19 protein-coding genes are annotated in these 17,130 nt (G+C 25.4%); 1 reads left to right on the top strand and 18 read right to left on the bottom strand.

What is annotated here, in order from left to right; genetic code table 11:
• Positions 1-5: 5 nt before the first annotated feature.
• Positions 6-1,004, top strand: coding sequence for a GDP-mannose 4,6-dehydratase (locus LXN10_RS05610; RefSeq protein ID WP_375724903.1), 999 nt, complete (start codon positions 6-8; stop codon positions 1,002-1,004).
• Between the two features lie 59 nt (positions 1,005-1,063).
• Here LXN10_RS05610 and LXN10_RS05605 read toward each other — a convergent pair whose 3' ends face one another.
• The 18 genes from LXN10_RS05605 to LXN10_RS05520 all read right to left on the bottom strand — a co-directional run bounded on the left by LXN10_RS05605 (position 1,064) and on the right by LXN10_RS05520 (position 17,104).
• Complete coding sequence (locus LXN10_RS05605) at positions 1,064-2,467, bottom strand: glycosyltransferase (RefSeq protein ID WP_375724902.1); 1,404 nt, start codon at positions 2,465-2,467, stop codon at positions 1,064-1,066.
• The gene (locus tag LXN10_RS05600) at positions 2,464-4,371 is read right to left on the bottom strand and encodes a glycosyltransferase family 2 protein (protein WP_375724901.1); all 1,908 of its coding nucleotides are present in this window, start codon (positions 4,369-4,371) and stop codon (positions 2,464-2,466) included. The genes LXN10_RS05605 and LXN10_RS05600 overlap by 4 nt, the downstream gene beginning before the upstream one ends.
• Complete coding sequence (locus tag LXN10_RS05595; RefSeq protein WP_375724900.1) at positions 4,364-5,446, bottom strand: glycosyltransferase; 1,083 nt, start codon at positions 5,444-5,446, stop codon at positions 4,364-4,366. The genes LXN10_RS05600 and LXN10_RS05595 overlap by 8 nt, the downstream gene beginning before the upstream one ends.
• Positions 5,447-5,461: 15 nt before the next feature.
• Entirely contained in the window at positions 5,462-5,710 is a 249-nt protein-coding gene (locus tag LXN10_RS05590) for a hypothetical protein (RefSeq protein WP_375724899.1), read from the bottom strand.
• The gene (locus tag LXN10_RS05585) at positions 5,707-5,889 is read right to left on the bottom strand and encodes a hypothetical protein (RefSeq protein WP_129100876.1); all 183 of its coding nucleotides are present in this window, start codon (positions 5,887-5,889) and stop codon (positions 5,707-5,709) included. The genes LXN10_RS05590 and LXN10_RS05585 overlap by 4 nt, the downstream gene beginning before the upstream one ends.
• A gap of 151 nt (positions 5,890-6,040) precedes the next feature.
• Positions 6,041-6,331 (bottom strand): glycosyltransferase, encoded by a 291-nt coding sequence (locus LXN10_RS05580; RefSeq protein ID WP_375725329.1) that lies wholly within the window; start codon positions 6,329-6,331, stop codon positions 6,041-6,043.
• A gap of 238 nt (positions 6,332-6,569) precedes the next feature.
• Positions 6,570-6,758: a hypothetical protein gene (locus LXN10_RS05575; protein WP_375724898.1), complete on the bottom strand. Its 189-nt coding sequence runs from the start codon at positions 6,756-6,758 to the stop codon at positions 6,570-6,572.
• Positions 6,759-6,931: 173 nt separating this feature from the next.
• Positions 6,932-7,009 carry a hypothetical protein gene (locus LXN10_RS05570; protein ID WP_375725328.1) on the bottom strand — a complete coding sequence of 26 codons (78 nt, stop codon included), beginning with the start codon at positions 7,007-7,009 and terminating at the stop codon, positions 6,932-6,934.
• 82 nt (positions 7,010-7,091) lie between these two features.
• Complete coding sequence (locus LXN10_RS05565) at positions 7,092-8,711, bottom strand: glycosyltransferase (protein WP_375724897.1); 1,620 nt, start codon at positions 8,709-8,711, stop codon at positions 7,092-7,094.
• Positions 8,712-8,734: 23 nt separating this feature from the next.
• A complete protein-coding gene (locus tag LXN10_RS05560; RefSeq protein WP_375724896.1) occupies positions 8,735-10,180 on the bottom strand; it encodes a methyltransferase domain-containing protein in 1,446 nt (481 codons plus the stop codon).
• A complete protein-coding gene (locus LXN10_RS05555) occupies positions 10,177-10,878 on the bottom strand; it encodes a class I SAM-dependent methyltransferase (protein WP_375724895.1) in 702 nt (233 codons plus the stop codon). Before LXN10_RS05555 ends, LXN10_RS05560 begins: the two co-directional genes overlap by 4 nt.
• Before the next feature lie 75 nt (positions 10,879-10,953).
• Positions 10,954-11,478, bottom strand: coding sequence for a hypothetical protein (locus LXN10_RS05550; protein WP_375724894.1), 525 nt, complete (start codon positions 11,476-11,478; stop codon positions 10,954-10,956).
• A 14-nt stretch (positions 11,479-11,492) separates the two neighbouring features.
• Positions 11,493-12,671, bottom strand: coding sequence for a hypothetical protein (locus LXN10_RS05545; protein WP_375724893.1), 1,179 nt, complete (start codon positions 12,669-12,671; stop codon positions 11,493-11,495).
• Positions 12,668-13,423: a class I SAM-dependent DNA methyltransferase gene (locus LXN10_RS05540; RefSeq protein WP_129099436.1), complete on the bottom strand. Its 756-nt coding sequence runs from the start codon at positions 13,421-13,423 to the stop codon at positions 12,668-12,670. Before LXN10_RS05540 ends, LXN10_RS05545 begins: the two co-directional genes overlap by 4 nt.
• The gene (locus LXN10_RS05535) at positions 13,420-14,529 is read right to left on the bottom strand and encodes a DegT/DnrJ/EryC1/StrS family aminotransferase (protein WP_375724892.1); all 1,110 of its coding nucleotides are present in this window, start codon (positions 14,527-14,529) and stop codon (positions 13,420-13,422) included. Before LXN10_RS05535 ends, LXN10_RS05540 begins: the two co-directional genes overlap by 4 nt.
• Positions 14,526-15,533, bottom strand: coding sequence for a class I SAM-dependent methyltransferase (locus tag LXN10_RS05530; protein WP_129099438.1), 1,008 nt, complete (start codon positions 15,531-15,533; stop codon positions 14,526-14,528). The genes LXN10_RS05535 and LXN10_RS05530 overlap by 4 nt, the downstream gene beginning before the upstream one ends.
• Positions 15,526-15,966 carry a cupin domain-containing protein gene (locus LXN10_RS05525; protein WP_375724891.1) on the bottom strand — a complete coding sequence of 147 codons (441 nt, stop codon included), beginning with the start codon at positions 15,964-15,966 and terminating at the stop codon, positions 15,526-15,528. The genes LXN10_RS05530 and LXN10_RS05525 overlap by 8 nt, the downstream gene beginning before the upstream one ends.
• The gene (locus LXN10_RS05520; protein ID WP_375724890.1) at positions 15,959-17,104 is read right to left on the bottom strand and encodes a glycosyltransferase family 4 protein; all 1,146 of its coding nucleotides are present in this window, start codon (positions 17,102-17,104) and stop codon (positions 15,959-15,961) included. Before LXN10_RS05520 ends, LXN10_RS05525 begins: the two co-directional genes overlap by 8 nt.
• Positions 17,105-17,130: the final 26 nt, after the last annotated feature.

The following is a 17,130-nucleotide window of genomic DNA, read 5'->3' as shown; positions in this document are numbered from 1 at the left end:
TAAATATGGTAAAACAAAACAAAACTTCCTCACAAAATGTAGCATTAATAACTGGAATAACAGGACAAGATGGTTCATATCTTGCAGAATTTTTATTAAGTAAGGGCTATGAAGTTCATGGAATAGTAAGAAGAGAATCAATTGAAGATGAAGAAAAACTTAATAATATAAAAAATATAAAAGAATCTATATTCTTACATGAGGGTAGTTTAAGTGATCATTTGACAATTTATAAGATATTTTCAAAAATTTTGCCTGATGAGTGTTATCATCTTTCTGCATCAAGTTTTGTAAATTATTCATTCAATGATGAATTTGAAACTATGAGTAATAATTTTAACTCTACACATTATTTATTATCAACAATAAGAGAAGTAAAAAAAGACTGTAAGTTCTATTTTGCAGGTAGTAGTGAAATGTTTGGTGAACCAAATTGTTCACCTCAAGATGAAGAAACGCCTTTTAATCCAAAAAGTATATATGGTATATCGAAAGTATCTAGCCATTATTTACTAAAAAACTATAGAGAAAAAGAGAATATCTTTGCTTGTACTGGAATAATGTATAATCATGAAAGTCCAAGAAGAGGGAATCATTTTGTTACTAAAAAAATTATTTCATCTGCTGTAAAAATAAAATTAGGAATTCAAGATAAGTTATATTTGGGAAATCTTGATGCAAGGAGAGATTGGGGATATGCTCCTGATTATGTTAAAGCAATGTGGATGATGTTGCAAGCTCCTAAAGCTGATGATTATATCGTTGCAAGCGGTAAACTTAATACTGTGAGAGATTTTCTAGAAGAAACATTTTCATATTTAGAACTTAACTATAAAGATTATGTTTTAGTGGATCCAAAATTTTTTAGAGCTAGTGAGCATAATCCTTTGTGTGGAAATACAGATAAAATAAATAAAACTATTGGCTGGACTAATGAAGTAAGTTTAAAAGAAATAATTAAAAATATGATAGATATTGAGATGAAGAAATATAATAACAGCTAGTTATAAAATAGAAACTAATCTTAATAATAAATTCAGAAGATATAAAATTGTGAGTTACTTTACCTAAAATCTAAAGATATAATCCTATCTTTTTTTATTTTATATTTTTCTGTTAAGAATTGATAAATCTTTTCATATCTTCCAAATAAACTAATTATAATTTTTTCGTCACTTATTAATAGTTTTTCAATAGGGTATATGCTTATATTATTAATAGTTGTTGAATATTTTTGTTCATCCAAGTCAACTATAAATAGAATATTCTTTTTGTCAATTAATTTTGTAATAAGTTCACATCCCGTTCCTGCTCCATAAATAATATATTTATTATCATTATTTATATTTTTTTTGAAAAAACTAATCAGAAGACTTAGATACTTTGAAAAATCCATACTACTTTGATTGATAGTATTAATATTTAGGTAATTATTAATTTTAATATCTTCAATAATAAAATGATTTTTCACTTTACTTAATTCTAAAGAATCTAGGTATTCATTATATGAAATATTTTTTTCATCTGTTAAATCTATAAACTCAATTATCTTATTCTCAGACTTTATCCATTTATCTTTAATTAAAGAGGCTGTATATTTTGCATTATGTGAAATTTCTTTCCAATTATTTAAATCTACTCTTTTAGGATTTGTAAAATCATATAAAAAGCCATTTTGTTTATCTTTTATGTATTCATTCATTGTTGGGAAGTTTGGTGCAACAATACATTTTCCAAGGCTCATTGCTTCTAAAAAGGCTAGTCCAATACCTTCAAAGAGTCGGGGAGCAATAAAAATATCAAATTCGTTAACTTTATTAAAAAAATCTTCTTTTGAATCAAACCAATGTGAAAATGAAATATTGTAATTTATAATATCATTTTCACTAGGTTTTTCAAACCAATCATCTTTTTCTTCTATGGGAGATATTCTATGCATATGAATAGATTCTATCTGAGTAAAATCGATAAGTTTTTTAATCAAAATCCAGTTTATCTCTTTTGATCTTTGCCAAAAGAATATTTTAGGTTTATTATTTTCTTTATTGAGTATTTTAGGTTTTATTGAATCTAAACTTGGCATGTATTGTACATATAAATTCTTTTTAAAATCTAGAAAATCTAATTTTTCAAACAAAGTTTTAGAAAAATTTATGAATTTATAGTTGTGATATTTACTCCATTTAGAGTAATCTATTTTTAAGTCATTATCAAACATTGGTATTAATATTACATTTTTATTATTAAATAATTCTAATTCTTGAATATCAGGAAATATTTGAAATAAAATAATTGCATGTAAATTTGTAATATCATTGATCCTAAAATTTGTTATATCTGCCTTGTACTCACGAGTATGAGTCCAAAAAAAAGTAATATCATAATATTTCGTTAGCATGTCACAAAAGAATTTTGTAGATAAAGTTTTTTTGTGGAATTCATGCCCTATTATTGCTATATTTTTCATAATTTCTTTCTTATAATTAATCCAATAGATGTAATGACATATTTATCTAGTAATAGTTTTATATGATTATCTTCTAAGTATGGAGGTAAGTCTATGTATTTATCTATAGGCATATCACCTCCTTCATAATTTATCTTTTCAACTTCATGTCCCATCTCTTGTAATTTTTGTACAATTCGTTCAATATCTTTTTTTCTAAATAGAACAGTTGCCCCTGTTTCAATGGTATCTGTATTTGAAGAAAAGTTATATTCTGTTGTATGAACGGCAATTCCTCCAGGCTTTAGACATTTTAATGAATCATATATAAAGTTTTCACCCTTTGTTATTGAACCTAGATGTTCTAATGCACACGCAGACCAAATGAAATCAAAGTTAATTAAATCATCAGGTATATTGTTCATATCAAGACTTTTGAAAGAACATAGGTTTTTAAATTTTTCTTTATCGCAAATATTCCTAATATTAATTTGATCTAATTCTTTTGCATGCTCGTTTGTATCTGTCCAACCTTGCTTTTGTGCTTCTTCATAGTTTAAATCTGTAGCTAAAACTTCAACATTAAAACTACAGAATGTGGAGGCTAAAGGTTCTTCTCCTACAGCAAAGCCTAATCCTTTATAGCCTTTTTGTAATAGATGTCTTTTTGATAAAGCTTCACTTATAAATGCAAACTCCCAATATTTTCTATGCAGTCGAGAAGGATTTTGTTTAAAATAAGAAATCCACTTTTTATAAACTTCTGATTCTAATTGTTTTTGTGTACATATCCCCACTTCAAAATCTTCACCTTTTTTTATTTTAGAAATAGTATTTCTAGCAATACTATTTAAGTCAAGAACAACACTATCTAATGATGTTATTTTATTTAATTCTACACCAAGCTCATTGACTAAATAAGTTGAAATTTGTTGTTCTTGACCAATCTGACTTATTATTATAGTATCAAACTCATATTCTTTTAACTTTTTAGGAGCACATAATGGTAATTTTGTATTTATTGTTTGATGATTTTTATCAGCAATGATTATTAATTGATTCCCTAAATAAGGTGCTATTAAATTAGTAATTGTTCCACATCCATAAATAGCAATTTTATTGTATTTATTTTTTATCTCTTTTAGTAATACTTCTAGATTACGAATGTTTTTTCCAAACTTATTTCTTAATATATTTATATTAAGATTACATTTTTCTGCATGGTTTTCAATAAAATCACTAAAGAAAAAGTTTGTAGGTAAGAGGTCTATATCTATATATTTAGAGGCTATTGCGATACCTTCGAGCCTATTCTTATAAATATTTGTTGTGGATTCTCCACCTTCTAAATAATAAGCAAAAGGTAAATTAATATATTTACAAATAAAATTATTTGTAACACAATACATCATAAAATCATAATCTGAACATGATTTATATCTTAAATCATATAATCTATTTTTATGTAGAGATATTTTTATAAGCATTCCTTGATGCCAAAAAGGAGGTTGTATTGAAGCATTTTCGATACCACTTGCCATTAAATATTGTTTATTTTGCATAGCTTCATCTACAAGAACTATATCTCCATATAAAATATCAATTTTTTGATTAAGTTCTTTTACTAGAGTTGATATTGTATTTTTTGAGTAAAAAATATCTCCTGCATTTAAAAAGAAAATCCAATCCCCTGTTGCATTGATTATACCTTTGTTCATTGCATCATAAATGCCATTATCTTTTTCTGATATAAGATTTAATTTGACATTTTTATTTTTTATTTTTTTTATAGTGTCATCAGTACTTGCCCCATCTATAATAATATATTCAATATTTTTATAGTCTTGTTCTTGGACGCTGTTTATAGTTCTTTCTATATATCTTTCTGCATTAAAAGTGACAGTAACTATTGTAATTTTAGGCATTTTTATCCTCTGTAACTTGTATTAAAAAATTATGAAACTTTTCTTTTACATTTATGTAATTAAACTCTTTAAGATGTATTTGTTGTTTTTTGATTAATGAATTTCTATTTGAAGTATTATTTTTTACTTTTAATATTTCTTTACTTATAAAAGAAGTATTTTTCTTTTTTAGAAGTCCATTTTTCCCTAAAGTTGAGGGGATTGCTCCACTATCATATGCAAGAACTGGGATTTTATAATTCATTGCCTCAATAATCGGCATACCAAATCCTTCATGTTCACTTAGGGAAAGATATAAGTCACTTATCTGATAATAGGTGTGTAAATCATTATCATCAACTGGACCTGTTATAATTACATCTTTTTCCAATCCTAAGTTTTTTGTATATTCAAATAAAAATTTAAAATATTCTGGGTAGTGATCTCTTCCTACTATAAATAGTTTTATATTTTTTTCTCCATTTAGTTTAAGGTGATATAAAACATCTATTAGATTATGTTGGCATTTATTTTGAATAACCCGCCCTACAAATAGTATATTAAAAGAATCATCATATTTCTTTAGTAAGTTTTGGTTTATTTTCTTATTATCATTCTTTCTAGAATCAACTAATAAAGGAATTATAGAAACATTTTTATATTTATTCTTTAGAAGTTCTGCCGTACTATATTCAGACATTGAAATAGCTGCAATAAAAGAATTTACAGATTCTGATAATTGTTTTCTTGCAAAATTAGATATTTCTTTATATGAAATACCTTCAAAAAAATGTGAAGGTGTTATATTTTGATATAACATAATTTTTTTATCTTTAAATTTCATTATTAATTCATGATTAGGATCTTTTGTGGAAAATTGATAGATTAAAAAATTATTTGGGTTTTCTCTATACTCATTAATGTAAAAAAATTCATTTTTTATAGGTAAACTATTAGTTGATTTTTTATGTATATAAATTTTGGAATTAAATCCTAATTCTATTAATAAAGATTGAATAAAAATTAAACTATTTGAAATCCCATCCCCATATGCTATCGCGGGTGAATATTGATTGATACTTATTTTATTTTTCATATAAATTGATGATTCCTAAAATTTGAGTTTTTTTACTTTTTTTAATAATTCTGAATCTTTTTCAATTAAAATTTTAGCATCAAATAAAAATTGATCAACTCTATGATTGATTGCTTGATTATGATGAAAAATAGATTTTGAGATTTCTTGAGAAATAAATTTTTCATCATATGTAGAAATCTTCTTTTCAAGAAGTCTAATTGTCCTTTTTTGATCTTTAATTGTTTGTTTTAATTTAAATATTTTTTCTTCTTTGTCTTTCATAAATTACCTTCAAGTTTATTTTTTATATTTTCTATTATTTCTTTATTCTTATCATCTAAAATTTGATTAATGATATTTTTTAAGTTATTTTCATAATTAGTAAGTATTTTGTTTAGATTTTTTATTTGTTTTTTTTGTAAATTTATTTTTTTATTAAGTTTATGAATTTCTTTATCCAAAGAGTTTCCTTTTACTAATTTATAAATACATATTAACTAGATTTGATTTAACTTTTTATAAAATATGATATGTTATTTTACTATAGTTAGATTAGAATTCTTTTACATTTATGTAATTAAACTCTTTAAGATGTATTTAATATTTCTTTACTTATAAAAGAAGTATTTTTCTTTTTAGAAGTCCATTTTTCCCTAAAGTTGAGGGGATTGCTCCACTATCATATGCAAGAACTGGGATTTTATAATTCATTGTCTCAATAATCGGCATACCAAATCCTTCATGTTCACTTAGGGAAAGATATAAGTCACTTATCTGATAATAGGTGTGTAAATCATTATCATCAACTGGACCTATTCTAATTACATCTTTTCCCAATCCTAAGTTTTTTGTATATTCAAATAAAAATTTAAAATATTCTGGGTAGTGATCTCTTCCTACTATAAATAGTTTTATATTTTTTTCTCCATTTGATTTATTTTTATCACTTGTAAAATTATTTTAAGGTGTAATATTTGAATTTCTTTTAAAATTGACTTATCATAAAAATTAAAAAAATTTATTTTCGTTTTTAAGACATCTATTTGGTTCATCGATATATTTATGCATAAATTTTTTGGTTAGTTGATTAGAACTAAATCTAAGTCATAATTCAAAACCTCCTGCATAGTTTAATTTTGTGTTAATGTATGAACCTACTTTTCCCCAAAGACTTCTTAACCATAGAGTAGACTTTGCTAAATAAATTCTTTTGGATAAAAAATTGTGAATATTTATTATGTGGAAAAGATGGTTTAGTATGAGAAGTTTGATCTTCTTCATTAAAATATGTATTTGCACCTGTTATCCAGTTTACAGTAGGATTTTGCATGAAAATATTTGCAATATTAAAGAGTGCTTTATCATGATATTTATCATCGGAATTAAGCCATCACATTATATCTTCAGTAGATTTGTTAAATCCCTTTTGTATAGCTTCATACATTCCTGAATCTTTTTCACTAATCCAATATGAGATATATTTTTTATATCTTTTAATAATTTCTATAGATTTATCATTGTTGCCCCATCTATTATTATGTATTCTAGATTAGGGTAATTTTGATTTATAACACTTTTAATAGTCTCTTCTAAAAATTTATTGCAATTTGGAGTAATAATTGAGACTTTAGGATAATTATTTTTCCTTAGTAATCTTTATTTTTTATATCTTAAAAATATATAACTTTTTTTTGTGAATACCAATCTCTTTTGTAAGATAATTTTGTATTTCTTTTTCTCTTCCCATCACACTAATGATGATTTTATCATATATTAAGTTACTTAAAACTTTTGAATGATCTTTAGAATCATTAATATCAATAAATCCAACAATTTTATTAGTTAATAAAGCTTCTATTATTTTTTTTATTGTTCCATTACCATAAATAATATATTTTTTATTAGGTTTTTTATTTAGTTTCTCTATATTTAAGTAAAAACTATTTATTAATATTGAAAAGTTATAGTTATTAGTTGTTAAAGCATCAAAAACTAAATCTTTAATTTTGTCATTATTTTGATTCTTTTCAGTATGAAGTCTTTTTTGTATTACTTTTGCAGAGGATTTTTTGTTTATAATTCTTTCATATAATTTTTTATATTGAGCTGATATTACTATACTATCAAATTTTTCTTTTGCATTTTCTCTGGTCTTTAGACACAAATTATTATAATTTGTATTATTAATAACCCATTCAATTCCATTTGCAAGGTCTTTAGGAGAGTATGGTTTGGCTTTATATCCATCTTTTTTATGTGAAATAATATCTTTTGGTCCTGTTGCATTAAAACATACTGCAGGAGTACCACTAAGCATTGATTCTACAATTGTTTTTCCAAATGCTTCTGTTATTGATGGTGCAACAAAAACATCAGATGCAGAGTATAACTTGTTTAGGTTTACACTATTTTTGACAAATCCGAATAGTTTATGGGGCATATTTATTTGAATAAGTAAATCAGTAGTTATTTCTCCAAATATGCATAAAAAATAGTCATTTCTATTTAAATAAGAAATGGCTTTTATAAATTTAGAAAAACCTTTATAAACGTCATCTAGACTCTGAGCTCCCACTAATATTATTTTTTTATCAAGGGGTAATAAAAGTTCTTTTTTAGATATTTCTTTATTAAGAGGAAGGAATGTTTTGCTATTAACATTATTAAATATTCTTTTTATATTAAAATTCTTAAAAAGAGAACTTTTTTTAGCATTATTTGTTACCCAATTACTAATACCAACAATTTGTATATTTGAGTTGAAAGAATCTTTCTTAAGTTGAAGGATCTTATTTGATAAATCATATTGATCATTACTTGAAATTTGGGGACAAGCACCACATTTATCAAAAAAATTTTTACAATCCATTGGGTAGTGGCAACCTCCTGTCATAGGCCATAAATCTCTAACTGTCCAAACTATTGGTTTCTTGAATTTTTTTATATCTTCAATTTTAATAAAGGAGTCATTTATCCAATGAAGATGTATAATATCTGCTTCTTCAAATTCCTTTAATTTTGTTATGTCGAACCCAAATAATCCAGTAGAAAATATTTGTTTTGTTCTATTAGGATAATTTTTATCTAAGACTATTTGTTCTAATCTTCTCCTGTAATAGTTATCCTCTGACACATAAATAATATCAGTATCTTCAATTATTTTGGTACTAGTGGTAATAATTTTAGAGTTTATATGCAATTCTTTTAATGCAGTATGGAGCCAAAATGCACCTCTTGCTGCTCCACCATCTAAATTACCAGAAATTACATGCAAAATATTCAAATTACTTCCTTTACCTTAATATATTATTTCGTACAAAAGTAAATTTCACCTGCTGAAGGGGTAATTCTCATAAGTTCTATATCATCTTGAGTTAAAAAATCTTTTGGATATATAGTTTTTACTTTAAACCCTGATCCCTCTAATCTATCTTTATAATCTGTGCCATAATTTCTAACATGATCTGCTTGCCCGAAAATTTTTGTTCTTTGAATTGGATCAACAATAGAGAAATCTTCAAATGTTGGTTTGTCATTATAGACTATAGGGACATTTAAAATAGCCCAGCCACTTTTTTTTAATACTCTATTTAATTCTTTCATAGCTTTTCTATCATCAACTACATGTTCGAGAACATGACTACAGTATATTGCATCAAAACTATCGTCATCAAATCTTATGTTTGTTATATCCATCTTAATCATGGCACTTTTATCATGTAAGTCTACTGATATATAATTATTTTTGAGTAACTTTTGAAATATTTTTTGAAATATTTTTTCTGGTGCGACATGAAGCATTTTTATATTTGGATTACTTGAAATATTAGTTTGCTTAATTAAATATAACCAAACCAATCTATCCTTTTCAACTGATCTACATGTGGGACACATTGCATCTTCTCTCATGGCTACGCCATAAGGGCTAAACTTGTGTGTACTAGTATTACAAATTGGACAATATCGTTTTGTTTTCATTCTTCCATTTTTATTTAAAAAATCAAATAGGTTATATTTACTAAACACTTGATTTATTTGTTTATTATTACCATTTATTTCATCAATATTTAATAAACTCAAGCCATTTTCTTGTGTATTCTCAATATATTTTAAATCCATGTATTTTTTATTTTTTTGCGATATTATTTTAGATTTAATACCATTTCTTAAGGTCATAGCTTTAAACCATATATCATCTCCATGTGGGGCTAACGTCATGAAAATATTTTTATTTGTTATCTCTTTATCAAAACAGTCAGGAGGATATAGAATACCACCTGCGCCTGTGGGAAATATTTCAAACCCTTCTTTAAATACTTCAGAACAATGTTCCCATTGATTATATGAACGTACATTGTTATCCTTATCAAATCTTATTCTATGACCTCGCGCACAATGAACTACCATAGGTTCTTTTTTATACGCGTCCACTAATTTTTCAATAATATCCTTCTCATAAATAATATCATCATCAAAAGTTATAATTAAATCATTTGGATATTTCTCAAGTGTTGGTATTAGTTTTTTATAAGATTTTATGTCTTCACAAAAATTGAGTTCTAAACCTTTATTTTGTAATTTTTTCAAACTCTCAGGAATAGATTTTTCTTGAAACTCATCTTCTGCAAGCCAAAGGATAACTTTATTCGCTTTAAATGTTTGATTTAAAATAGTTTCAATTGCAATATGTACAGTATTTATTCTTGTCCCATAAGTTGTTAGTGATGCAATTATTCTATTTTTTGAAGTCATTTTTCTTTTTTCTTTGCAATTACAAAAAAACTTTGTGCCTCTAAAGACCAACCTCTATGCATATTATCAAGTTTAGGGGCAAGTTTTTGATTTAGCCACCAAATTGGCATTAATATACCTTTAATAACTTTTTTTCTTAATTTTGAACCTTTTATTGCTCTTTGAGTAAAATAATTTATTTTTAATAGTATAGTTGTAAAAAAACCTGAGCTTGGTTGAATATGAATATCTAAAAATCCCGCATTATTCAAAAGATACCTTAGCCCATAAGGCGTATATCTAAAGTAATCATATGGGTGTTCATGTATCCACCATTGAAATGGTATATGTAAAATTAAAGTTCCATCATTTTTTAAAAGTCTATGACATTCATTGAGAAAAACTTGTGGTTCACAAAGATGTTCTAATACATTTAGAGAAACAATTGTATCTGCATAAGCATCTTCTAAATCAATCCTTTTATTTAGGTCTGAAACAATATCAGCTTTGTTATTATGAATAGTGTTTGACCAATCTACGCCTATATATTCATCAACATATTGTCTAAAAAATTCTTCAAAAGGTTTGTCTGCACATCCTAAATCTAGCATTACACCTTTATAAAAAGGTATATATTCAATCAAATACTTATCTGCTTGGTCATATAGTAGCCAATTATGTGCTTTTCTATTTGTATGATTTTTAGATGGATTTATCATTGCTTTTTCTCAAAATGTAAAAATCTGCAAAAGTTGTTTCTGTAGGATTCTTAGAATCATATTTATTTTTGTTCATTAAGATAACCTCTTATTTATTAAATTGTAGTCTCTAATTAATTCATCTATTATTTCTTCTTCTCTTCCCAATACAGAAATAACAACATAATCAAACTCTAATTGCTTTATTTTTTCTAATCCAAAAATATCTAATTTATATTGATTCCTTAATACTTTATAGGTTTTATCAATTATTGCTATGACTTGATTATTGAAATTATTGTAAATATTAATCCCAATATTACCATAACCATATAGAATAAATTTTTTATTTTCAATTAATTGATTTAAATTTATATTTAGTTTATTTAATAGCTTAGTAAGTAATATCTGATTGTTCGGATTATTAGAAATAAAATTATTAGTTACTCTTGTATTATATATATTTTTGTGATTTTTTTCAAACTTAGTTTGAGCAAACATGGATTCAATATGTGATAAATTTATATTCTTTTGAGATACCCCATTTTCAAAATTTATTCTTGTATCATAAGTTGTTAGAGATGCAATTATTTGTTTACACTTTAAAAGATTATTTATCATTTAAGACTCAAAATTTATAATTTATCTAATGTTTTTAATAGTGAATTAATATTATTGTCAAGACAGTAATACTTTTCATAGGCACTTAGTGAATTTTTTGAATATTCATCGTAATGAGCTAAGATTTCTGTTATCGCTCTGTTTATATTTTGAAATTCATCTATTCCAATTCCAAATTTTACTTTTCCATAAATATTTATATAATTACTATAGTCAAAACTTATTATTGGAAGACCTGCTCTAGTATATGAGGCTATTTTATCTGATGACATAATAGTTAACAGTTCATTTACATCATCTTCTACATAAAATGCTAAACCAATATCTGCAGTACAAAATAAATTATGTCTTTCTTCTGGACTATGCAAAATAGTATCAATAAATATTTGACCTTTTTTATCTAATAATTTGATTATTCTAAGTAATTCAGAATCACCATTATGTAGACCACTTAATACTACTACAACTTCTTCTGGCATTTTTTGTGCTGCTATTACTATATCAATAATAAATCTTTTATGGACAGAAATCAATCCATTGTATAAAATAATTTTCTTTTGTTTCTCTAGATTAAATAGATTATGATATGATTTATTTGTAGAATTTGATATTTTTTCTCGTTTAAGTGAAATAGGAAAATATAATTTTTTTGTAAAAAATTCTTTTTGACAAATTCTAAAAAATTCCTTTTCTCTATTTTCATCAGCATGTATTATCAAATCTATTGAGTTTATAACTTTTCTTTCATAATCAAGTTGAATAGGCAGCCTATGATGAGAGTCAGCATGGCTTTCCATAGTATATAATTCTGTAGGCCAATAAATAATTTTAGTGTTTTTTTGCATAAATTCTTTTGCTATAACTAACGAGCTTTTTTCATTAGCAATACAATAGTCGTAGTTGTTTTTTTGTATAGAATTATATAGATATTGAATATTTCCAGATGTTAAGCTTTCAATAAGGTATGGTTTAATATCACTAAAATCTTGTTTTACATAGTGCTCTAAAATTCCATAGCTAATTACATTAATATTTTCATGAAGTTTAAGTGTACTACCTTGAAAATGATTTTCTTTTTGTCCCCAATATAAATCAATGAAAAAATAATTTGCTAATATATTAAGAAAATCTTGTGGCCAAATCATTCTATTTAAAGGAAATCCTGCAGGCCAAATAAATGCAATTTTTTTCATTTTAGAATCCATACAACATTCCAACTATTAAAATTTGGATTTTTAGAATCCAACCATTCTCTTTTTTCTTCAATATTGAATCCTTCTTTTTCACAAATAAGTTCAAGTTCTGTATCAAAAAAATATCTCATTTGATGTAATTCATTTTTTTGTATAATATTTTTAGATAATTTATTTTCAATAAATATATTGTAGCTAACATTAACTAAGTTCTTTTGACATTCTAATGTTGGTTCTGCAATTCTCGTAACATTAATATGTTCATTTTTTAATCTTTTTATTCTAGTCGTTGGTAAATCAGTTAATACAGCTGGTCCATACCAAAAATCAAATATAAAAACCCCATTTGTATTTAAGTGAGTTTTAGCAACCTCAAAAGCTTTTATAAGTTCTTCATTAGAGTTTTGATAACTCATTACATGAAATAATGAAATTACAACATCAAATTTTTTACGTAAATTCAAATCTTGAATTTTTGACTGGCTAAAAGATAATCTATCTTCTTTGTTCCTTGCTCTTTCATGTGCAATTTTAAGCATATCTTCACTTAAATCAATTCCATGAACTTTGTATCCCTTATTGCAAAAAAGTTCAGCATGCTTTCCTGTTCCGCAGCCCATATCAAGAATAGTTTTTGCTTGTGGAAGGTTTGATTTAATTAATCTTTCTACATAATCAACTTCTTTTTCATAATCTTTATCACTATAAAGTAAATCGTAATATTGTGAATATAAATCTCCAAACTGATTCATTTTAAAACCTTATGTAATACTTCTGATACTTTTTCTATTTGCTCTTTAGTTAAAGCTAAACCACTTGGTATGTAAAAACCTTTTTCATAAAGTTTTTCACTATATGGCAAATTATCGTTTAAAAACAATCCCATTTTATTAAACACTGGTTGCTTGTGCATTGGATAAAAAAATGGTCTGCTACCTATTTTATATTCTCCAAGTTCTGAGATAATATCTTTTGCATTTTTTGTACATGTATCTTTTAGTGTAATCGCATATACCCAATAAATATTTTCACAATAATTTGTATTTGGTATAGGTAAATTAATTGATTCAATATCTTTTAATAAATCATTATATGTATTTCCTATCCATCTTTTTTTCTCAATTATTGTGTCAATTTGTTCAAGTTGTGCAACACCAAGTGCTGCTTGCATATTTGTCATTCTATAATTCCATCCAAGTTCTTCATGAATAAATCTATCTGTAGAAAAACAAAGATTTCTCAAGCTTTTAGCTCTTTTATCAATGTTTTCATTATTTGTAAGAAGCATACCACCTTCACCAGTAGTTATTTGTTTATTAGGATAAAAGCTGAAAATACTTATATCTCCAAAACTACCGCACTTTTTGCCTTTATATTCTTGTCCATGTACTTCCGCTGCATCTTCTATAATTTTAAGGTTATACCTTTTTGCAAGTTCTAATATTGGATCAATATCAACGGTAAGTCCAAATATGTGTACTATCATTATGGCTTTTGTTTTATTCGTTATTTTTGTTTCTATTTCATTTACATTCATATTAAATGTATTAAAATGACTATCTACAAGTACTGGTTTTATACCTTGAGTAACTAGAGATTGAGCACATGAAATTATTGTAAATGAGGGGATTATTACTTCATCATCTTTTTTTAGTTCTAATGCTTTAACTGCAATATCTAATGCTGCACTTCCATTTGCACAAGCAGTAGCATGTTTTCGTCCTATATAAGATGCCATTTTTTTTTCAAATCTTTGGATAAATGGACCTTCACTACTTATCCATCCTGTATCTATACATTCATTTAGATATTTTTTTTCATTACCATTAAAGATTGGAGTATTTACAGGTATCATCATAAGTACTTTTGGCTAACTTTAGCATATTTTTCTTGTGCTATATTTAAAATATTATTTTTATCATTTAAAAAATTGGTATATTGAATAGAAGAAATTGTATTCCAATAGCTATTATTGGTATTTATTATCTCACTATTTGAATCTTTTTTACATACTATACTAAATGCAGCTCCCTTAATTATTATTTGTTTAATTCTAAATCCTACTTTATTTATTAATTTTTCGATTGTAATTGGATTAAAATACCATAAATGTCCAATATGAAAGAATTTTTGGAGTGAAATATCTGAATAGCTGTACATGTATTCTAAATTTGGTATATCAATAATTATATAATTATTATTTATTTCAAGTCTTTTGGATAAGTTATTTAAGAAAATCGTGGGATCATTTAAATGTTCCAATATATTACTTAATAAAATAATATTGTATTGAGAAAATATCTTATTATCTAATTCTAAAGCATCTGCAAACTCAATTTCTTCTACAAAAGATTTTCCATAATTAATTTTTTGAGAATCAATGTCATATCCTTTTACTGAGTTTGCTCCCCATTCTTTAAAAGCTTTTAATATCCCTCCTGAACCACAACCTATTTCTAAAATATTTGTTTCATTTGCTTCAAGGTCTAAGTTATTTAAAATATCTATAAAATATAAACTCATTATTTCATATTCTAATGCAAAGTGGGTTTTATCATCTAAATTTCCCATACATATTGCTTGATATTCACCAGATGTATAAAACTCATTTATATTATTTTTACCTAATCTATGAAATATTTGTAACAGTCCGCAAGATTTACATATACCCCATTTAAAACCTTCATCTGCTTCTGCAACGGTTGTAAAATCAGATGTGTTACAAATAGTACAAGAGTATTCACTTATGGAATAATCTTTATTTTTCAATTTTCTTTTGAAATTAGATATATGTTTACTATTCTTATCTGCATATTGAAAAATATCATTTCTAAAATTATGAGTTTTATATAAGTTATTCATTTGCTCCCTTAATTTTTATATTTTCTTTTAAAATATGGGCAAATCTTGTTTTATCTTCATCTCCTAGGTATGGACCTTGCTTTATTTCAATCATTTCAATGTCTTCCAATACTTCAAATCCATGTCCACCACTAGCAAGTAGTATTACATCTCCTTTTTCAAGAATTCTACTTTCTAAGTATTCTTTTTCCTGTGTGTAAAAATCTATACGAAGTTTGCCTTCTCTTATTACTAAAACTTCTTGAGTTATATGAACATCTCGAGTTACTTTATTATGTATATGTGCATCAATTTTTTTACCTTTTTTATGCGACATATAGGCAAGTTGTTGAGAGTAATCATTTGGCGTGAAAAACTCTACACCTTCTTTTTTGTAATTATTTTTAATAATAATAGCTATTTGTTGATTATCATGAATGATTGTTCTAATCATTTATTAAACCTAAGTATTTGCAAATTGCTTTTCCTTGTTGTGCAAGATTATCAATATCATATTGTTCTTTAACTAAATTATATCCATTTTTGGCAAGTTTATTTTTTGTTAGTTTATTTTCAATTAAATCAACAACTTTTTGATAAAAAATATTAGGTTCATCAGCTATTAATATATTTTCATTATCTGTTACAGGTATTCCTTCTGCACCTAATGTCGTAGATACTATTGCCTTTTTACAAGCCATTGCCTCTAAAATCTTAAACCTTGTTCCTGATTCGAAACGTAAAGGAACCAATACTACATCAACATGCTTTAAATATGGTAATACACTTTCAACTTTACCTACTACAAGTATATTTTGATTACTTAACTCTCCAACTATTTCTATGGATTTTTTCCCTACTATATATAACTTTAAATTTGGGTATTTAATTATTAAGTTTGAAAATACTTCATCTACAAACCAACGTGTAGCATCTTCCATTGGAGAATTTTTCCAAAAAGTTCCTGCTAAATATAAAGAAGGAGATGTTATGTTATAAATATTTTCTATACAATTTTGGTATGATGATAAATCAATTACATTAGAAAAAAGATGGATTTTATTTTTATCTTTTGTTAATGACTTATAATATTCCATATCAATTTCAGAAACAGCAGTTGTTACATCACAAAAATCAACCCAACTTTCTTCTTCATTTTCCTTGATTTTACCTGCATCTAGGATTTCTATTTTTCTTTTCTCATTATTTTCTACATCTAGTTCTCTAAGAATAAATTTAGACCAAACACTATCAGTATCACAGACTAAAGGTATATTTGTAATTGACTTCAAGTATTTCATTAGGACATATGATATATTGCCATATCCAAACCAAATTAAATCAGGTTTTTCATTTTCTAAAATTTGTGGCCAAAAGACATCTTTAGGAATATGTGGGTCTAAATAATATACTCTTTCAGATAAGTCATTTAAAAAATCATCAGCTTCACTAGTAAGACTTAGTTTTGGTTTCCTTATATAGCATATTAGAGTACTAATTTTAGCTAATGCTTTAATTGATGTTTCAATTCTTAATTCGGGTCCTCCTATTGATGGAAAGCCAAATATTGGTGTTGTAAATAGTATTTTCATTTAATTACCTTTATGGATGTAGTTAT

It is taken from the genome of Arcobacter iocasae (assembly GCF_042214795.1).
GTDB lineage: Bacteria > Campylobacterota > Campylobacteria > Campylobacterales > Arcobacteraceae > Arcobacter > Arcobacter iocasae.
The sequence above is the reverse complement of the archived record's forward strand: the minus strand, read 5'-3'. Positions and strand labels throughout refer to the sequence as shown.

What these genes read in the sequence shown, in the direction of transcription:
- LXN10_RS05610 (WP_375724903.1), top strand. Translation starts at nt 6, where the DNA reads ATGGTAAAACAAAACAAAACTTCCTCACAAAATGTAGCATTAATAACT.
- LXN10_RS05605 (WP_375724902.1), bottom strand. Translation starts at nt 2,467, where the DNA reads ATGAAAAATATAGCAATAATAGGGCATGAATTCCACAAAAAAACTTTA.
- LXN10_RS05600 (WP_375724901.1), bottom strand. Translation starts at nt 4,371, where the DNA reads ATGCCTAAAATTACAATAGTTACTGTCACTTTTAATGCAGAAAGATAT.
- LXN10_RS05595 (WP_375724900.1), bottom strand. Translation starts at nt 5,446, where the DNA reads ATGAAAAATAAAATAAGTATCAATCAATATTCACCCGCGATAGCATAT.
- LXN10_RS05590 (WP_375724899.1), bottom strand. Translation starts at nt 5,710, where the DNA reads ATGAAAGACAAAGAAGAAAAAATATTTAAATTAAAACAAACAATTAAA.
- LXN10_RS05575 (WP_375724898.1), bottom strand. Translation starts at nt 6,758, where the DNA reads ATGCAAAATCCTACTGTAAACTGGATAACAGGTGCAAATACATATTTT.
- LXN10_RS05560 (WP_375724896.1), bottom strand. Translation starts at nt 10,180, where the DNA reads ATGACTTCAAAAAATAGAATAATTGCATCACTAACAACTTATGGGACA.
- LXN10_RS05555 (WP_375724895.1), bottom strand. Translation starts at nt 10,878, where the DNA reads ATGATAAATCCATCTAAAAATCATACAAATAGAAAAGCACATAATTGG.
- LXN10_RS05550 (WP_375724894.1), bottom strand. Translation starts at nt 11,478, where the DNA reads ATGATAAATAATCTTTTAAAGTGTAAACAAATAATTGCATCTCTAACA.
- LXN10_RS05545 (WP_375724893.1), bottom strand. Translation starts at nt 12,671, where the DNA reads ATGAAAAAAATTGCATTTATTTGGCCTGCAGGATTTCCTTTAAATAGA.
- LXN10_RS05540 (WP_129099436.1), bottom strand. Translation starts at nt 13,423, where the DNA reads ATGAATCAGTTTGGAGATTTATATTCACAATATTACGATTTACTTTAT.
- LXN10_RS05535 (WP_375724892.1), bottom strand. Translation starts at nt 14,529, where the DNA reads ATGATGATACCTGTAAATACTCCAATCTTTAATGGTAATGAAAAAAAA.
- LXN10_RS05530 (WP_129099438.1), bottom strand. Translation starts at nt 15,533, where the DNA reads ATGAATAACTTATATAAAACTCATAATTTTAGAAATGATATTTTTCAA.
- LXN10_RS05525 (WP_375724891.1), bottom strand. Translation starts at nt 15,966, where the DNA reads ATGATTAGAACAATCATTCATGATAATCAACAAATAGCTATTATTATT.
- LXN10_RS05520 (WP_375724890.1), bottom strand. Translation starts at nt 17,104, where the DNA reads ATGAAAATACTATTTACAACACCAATATTTGGCTTTCCATCAATAGGA.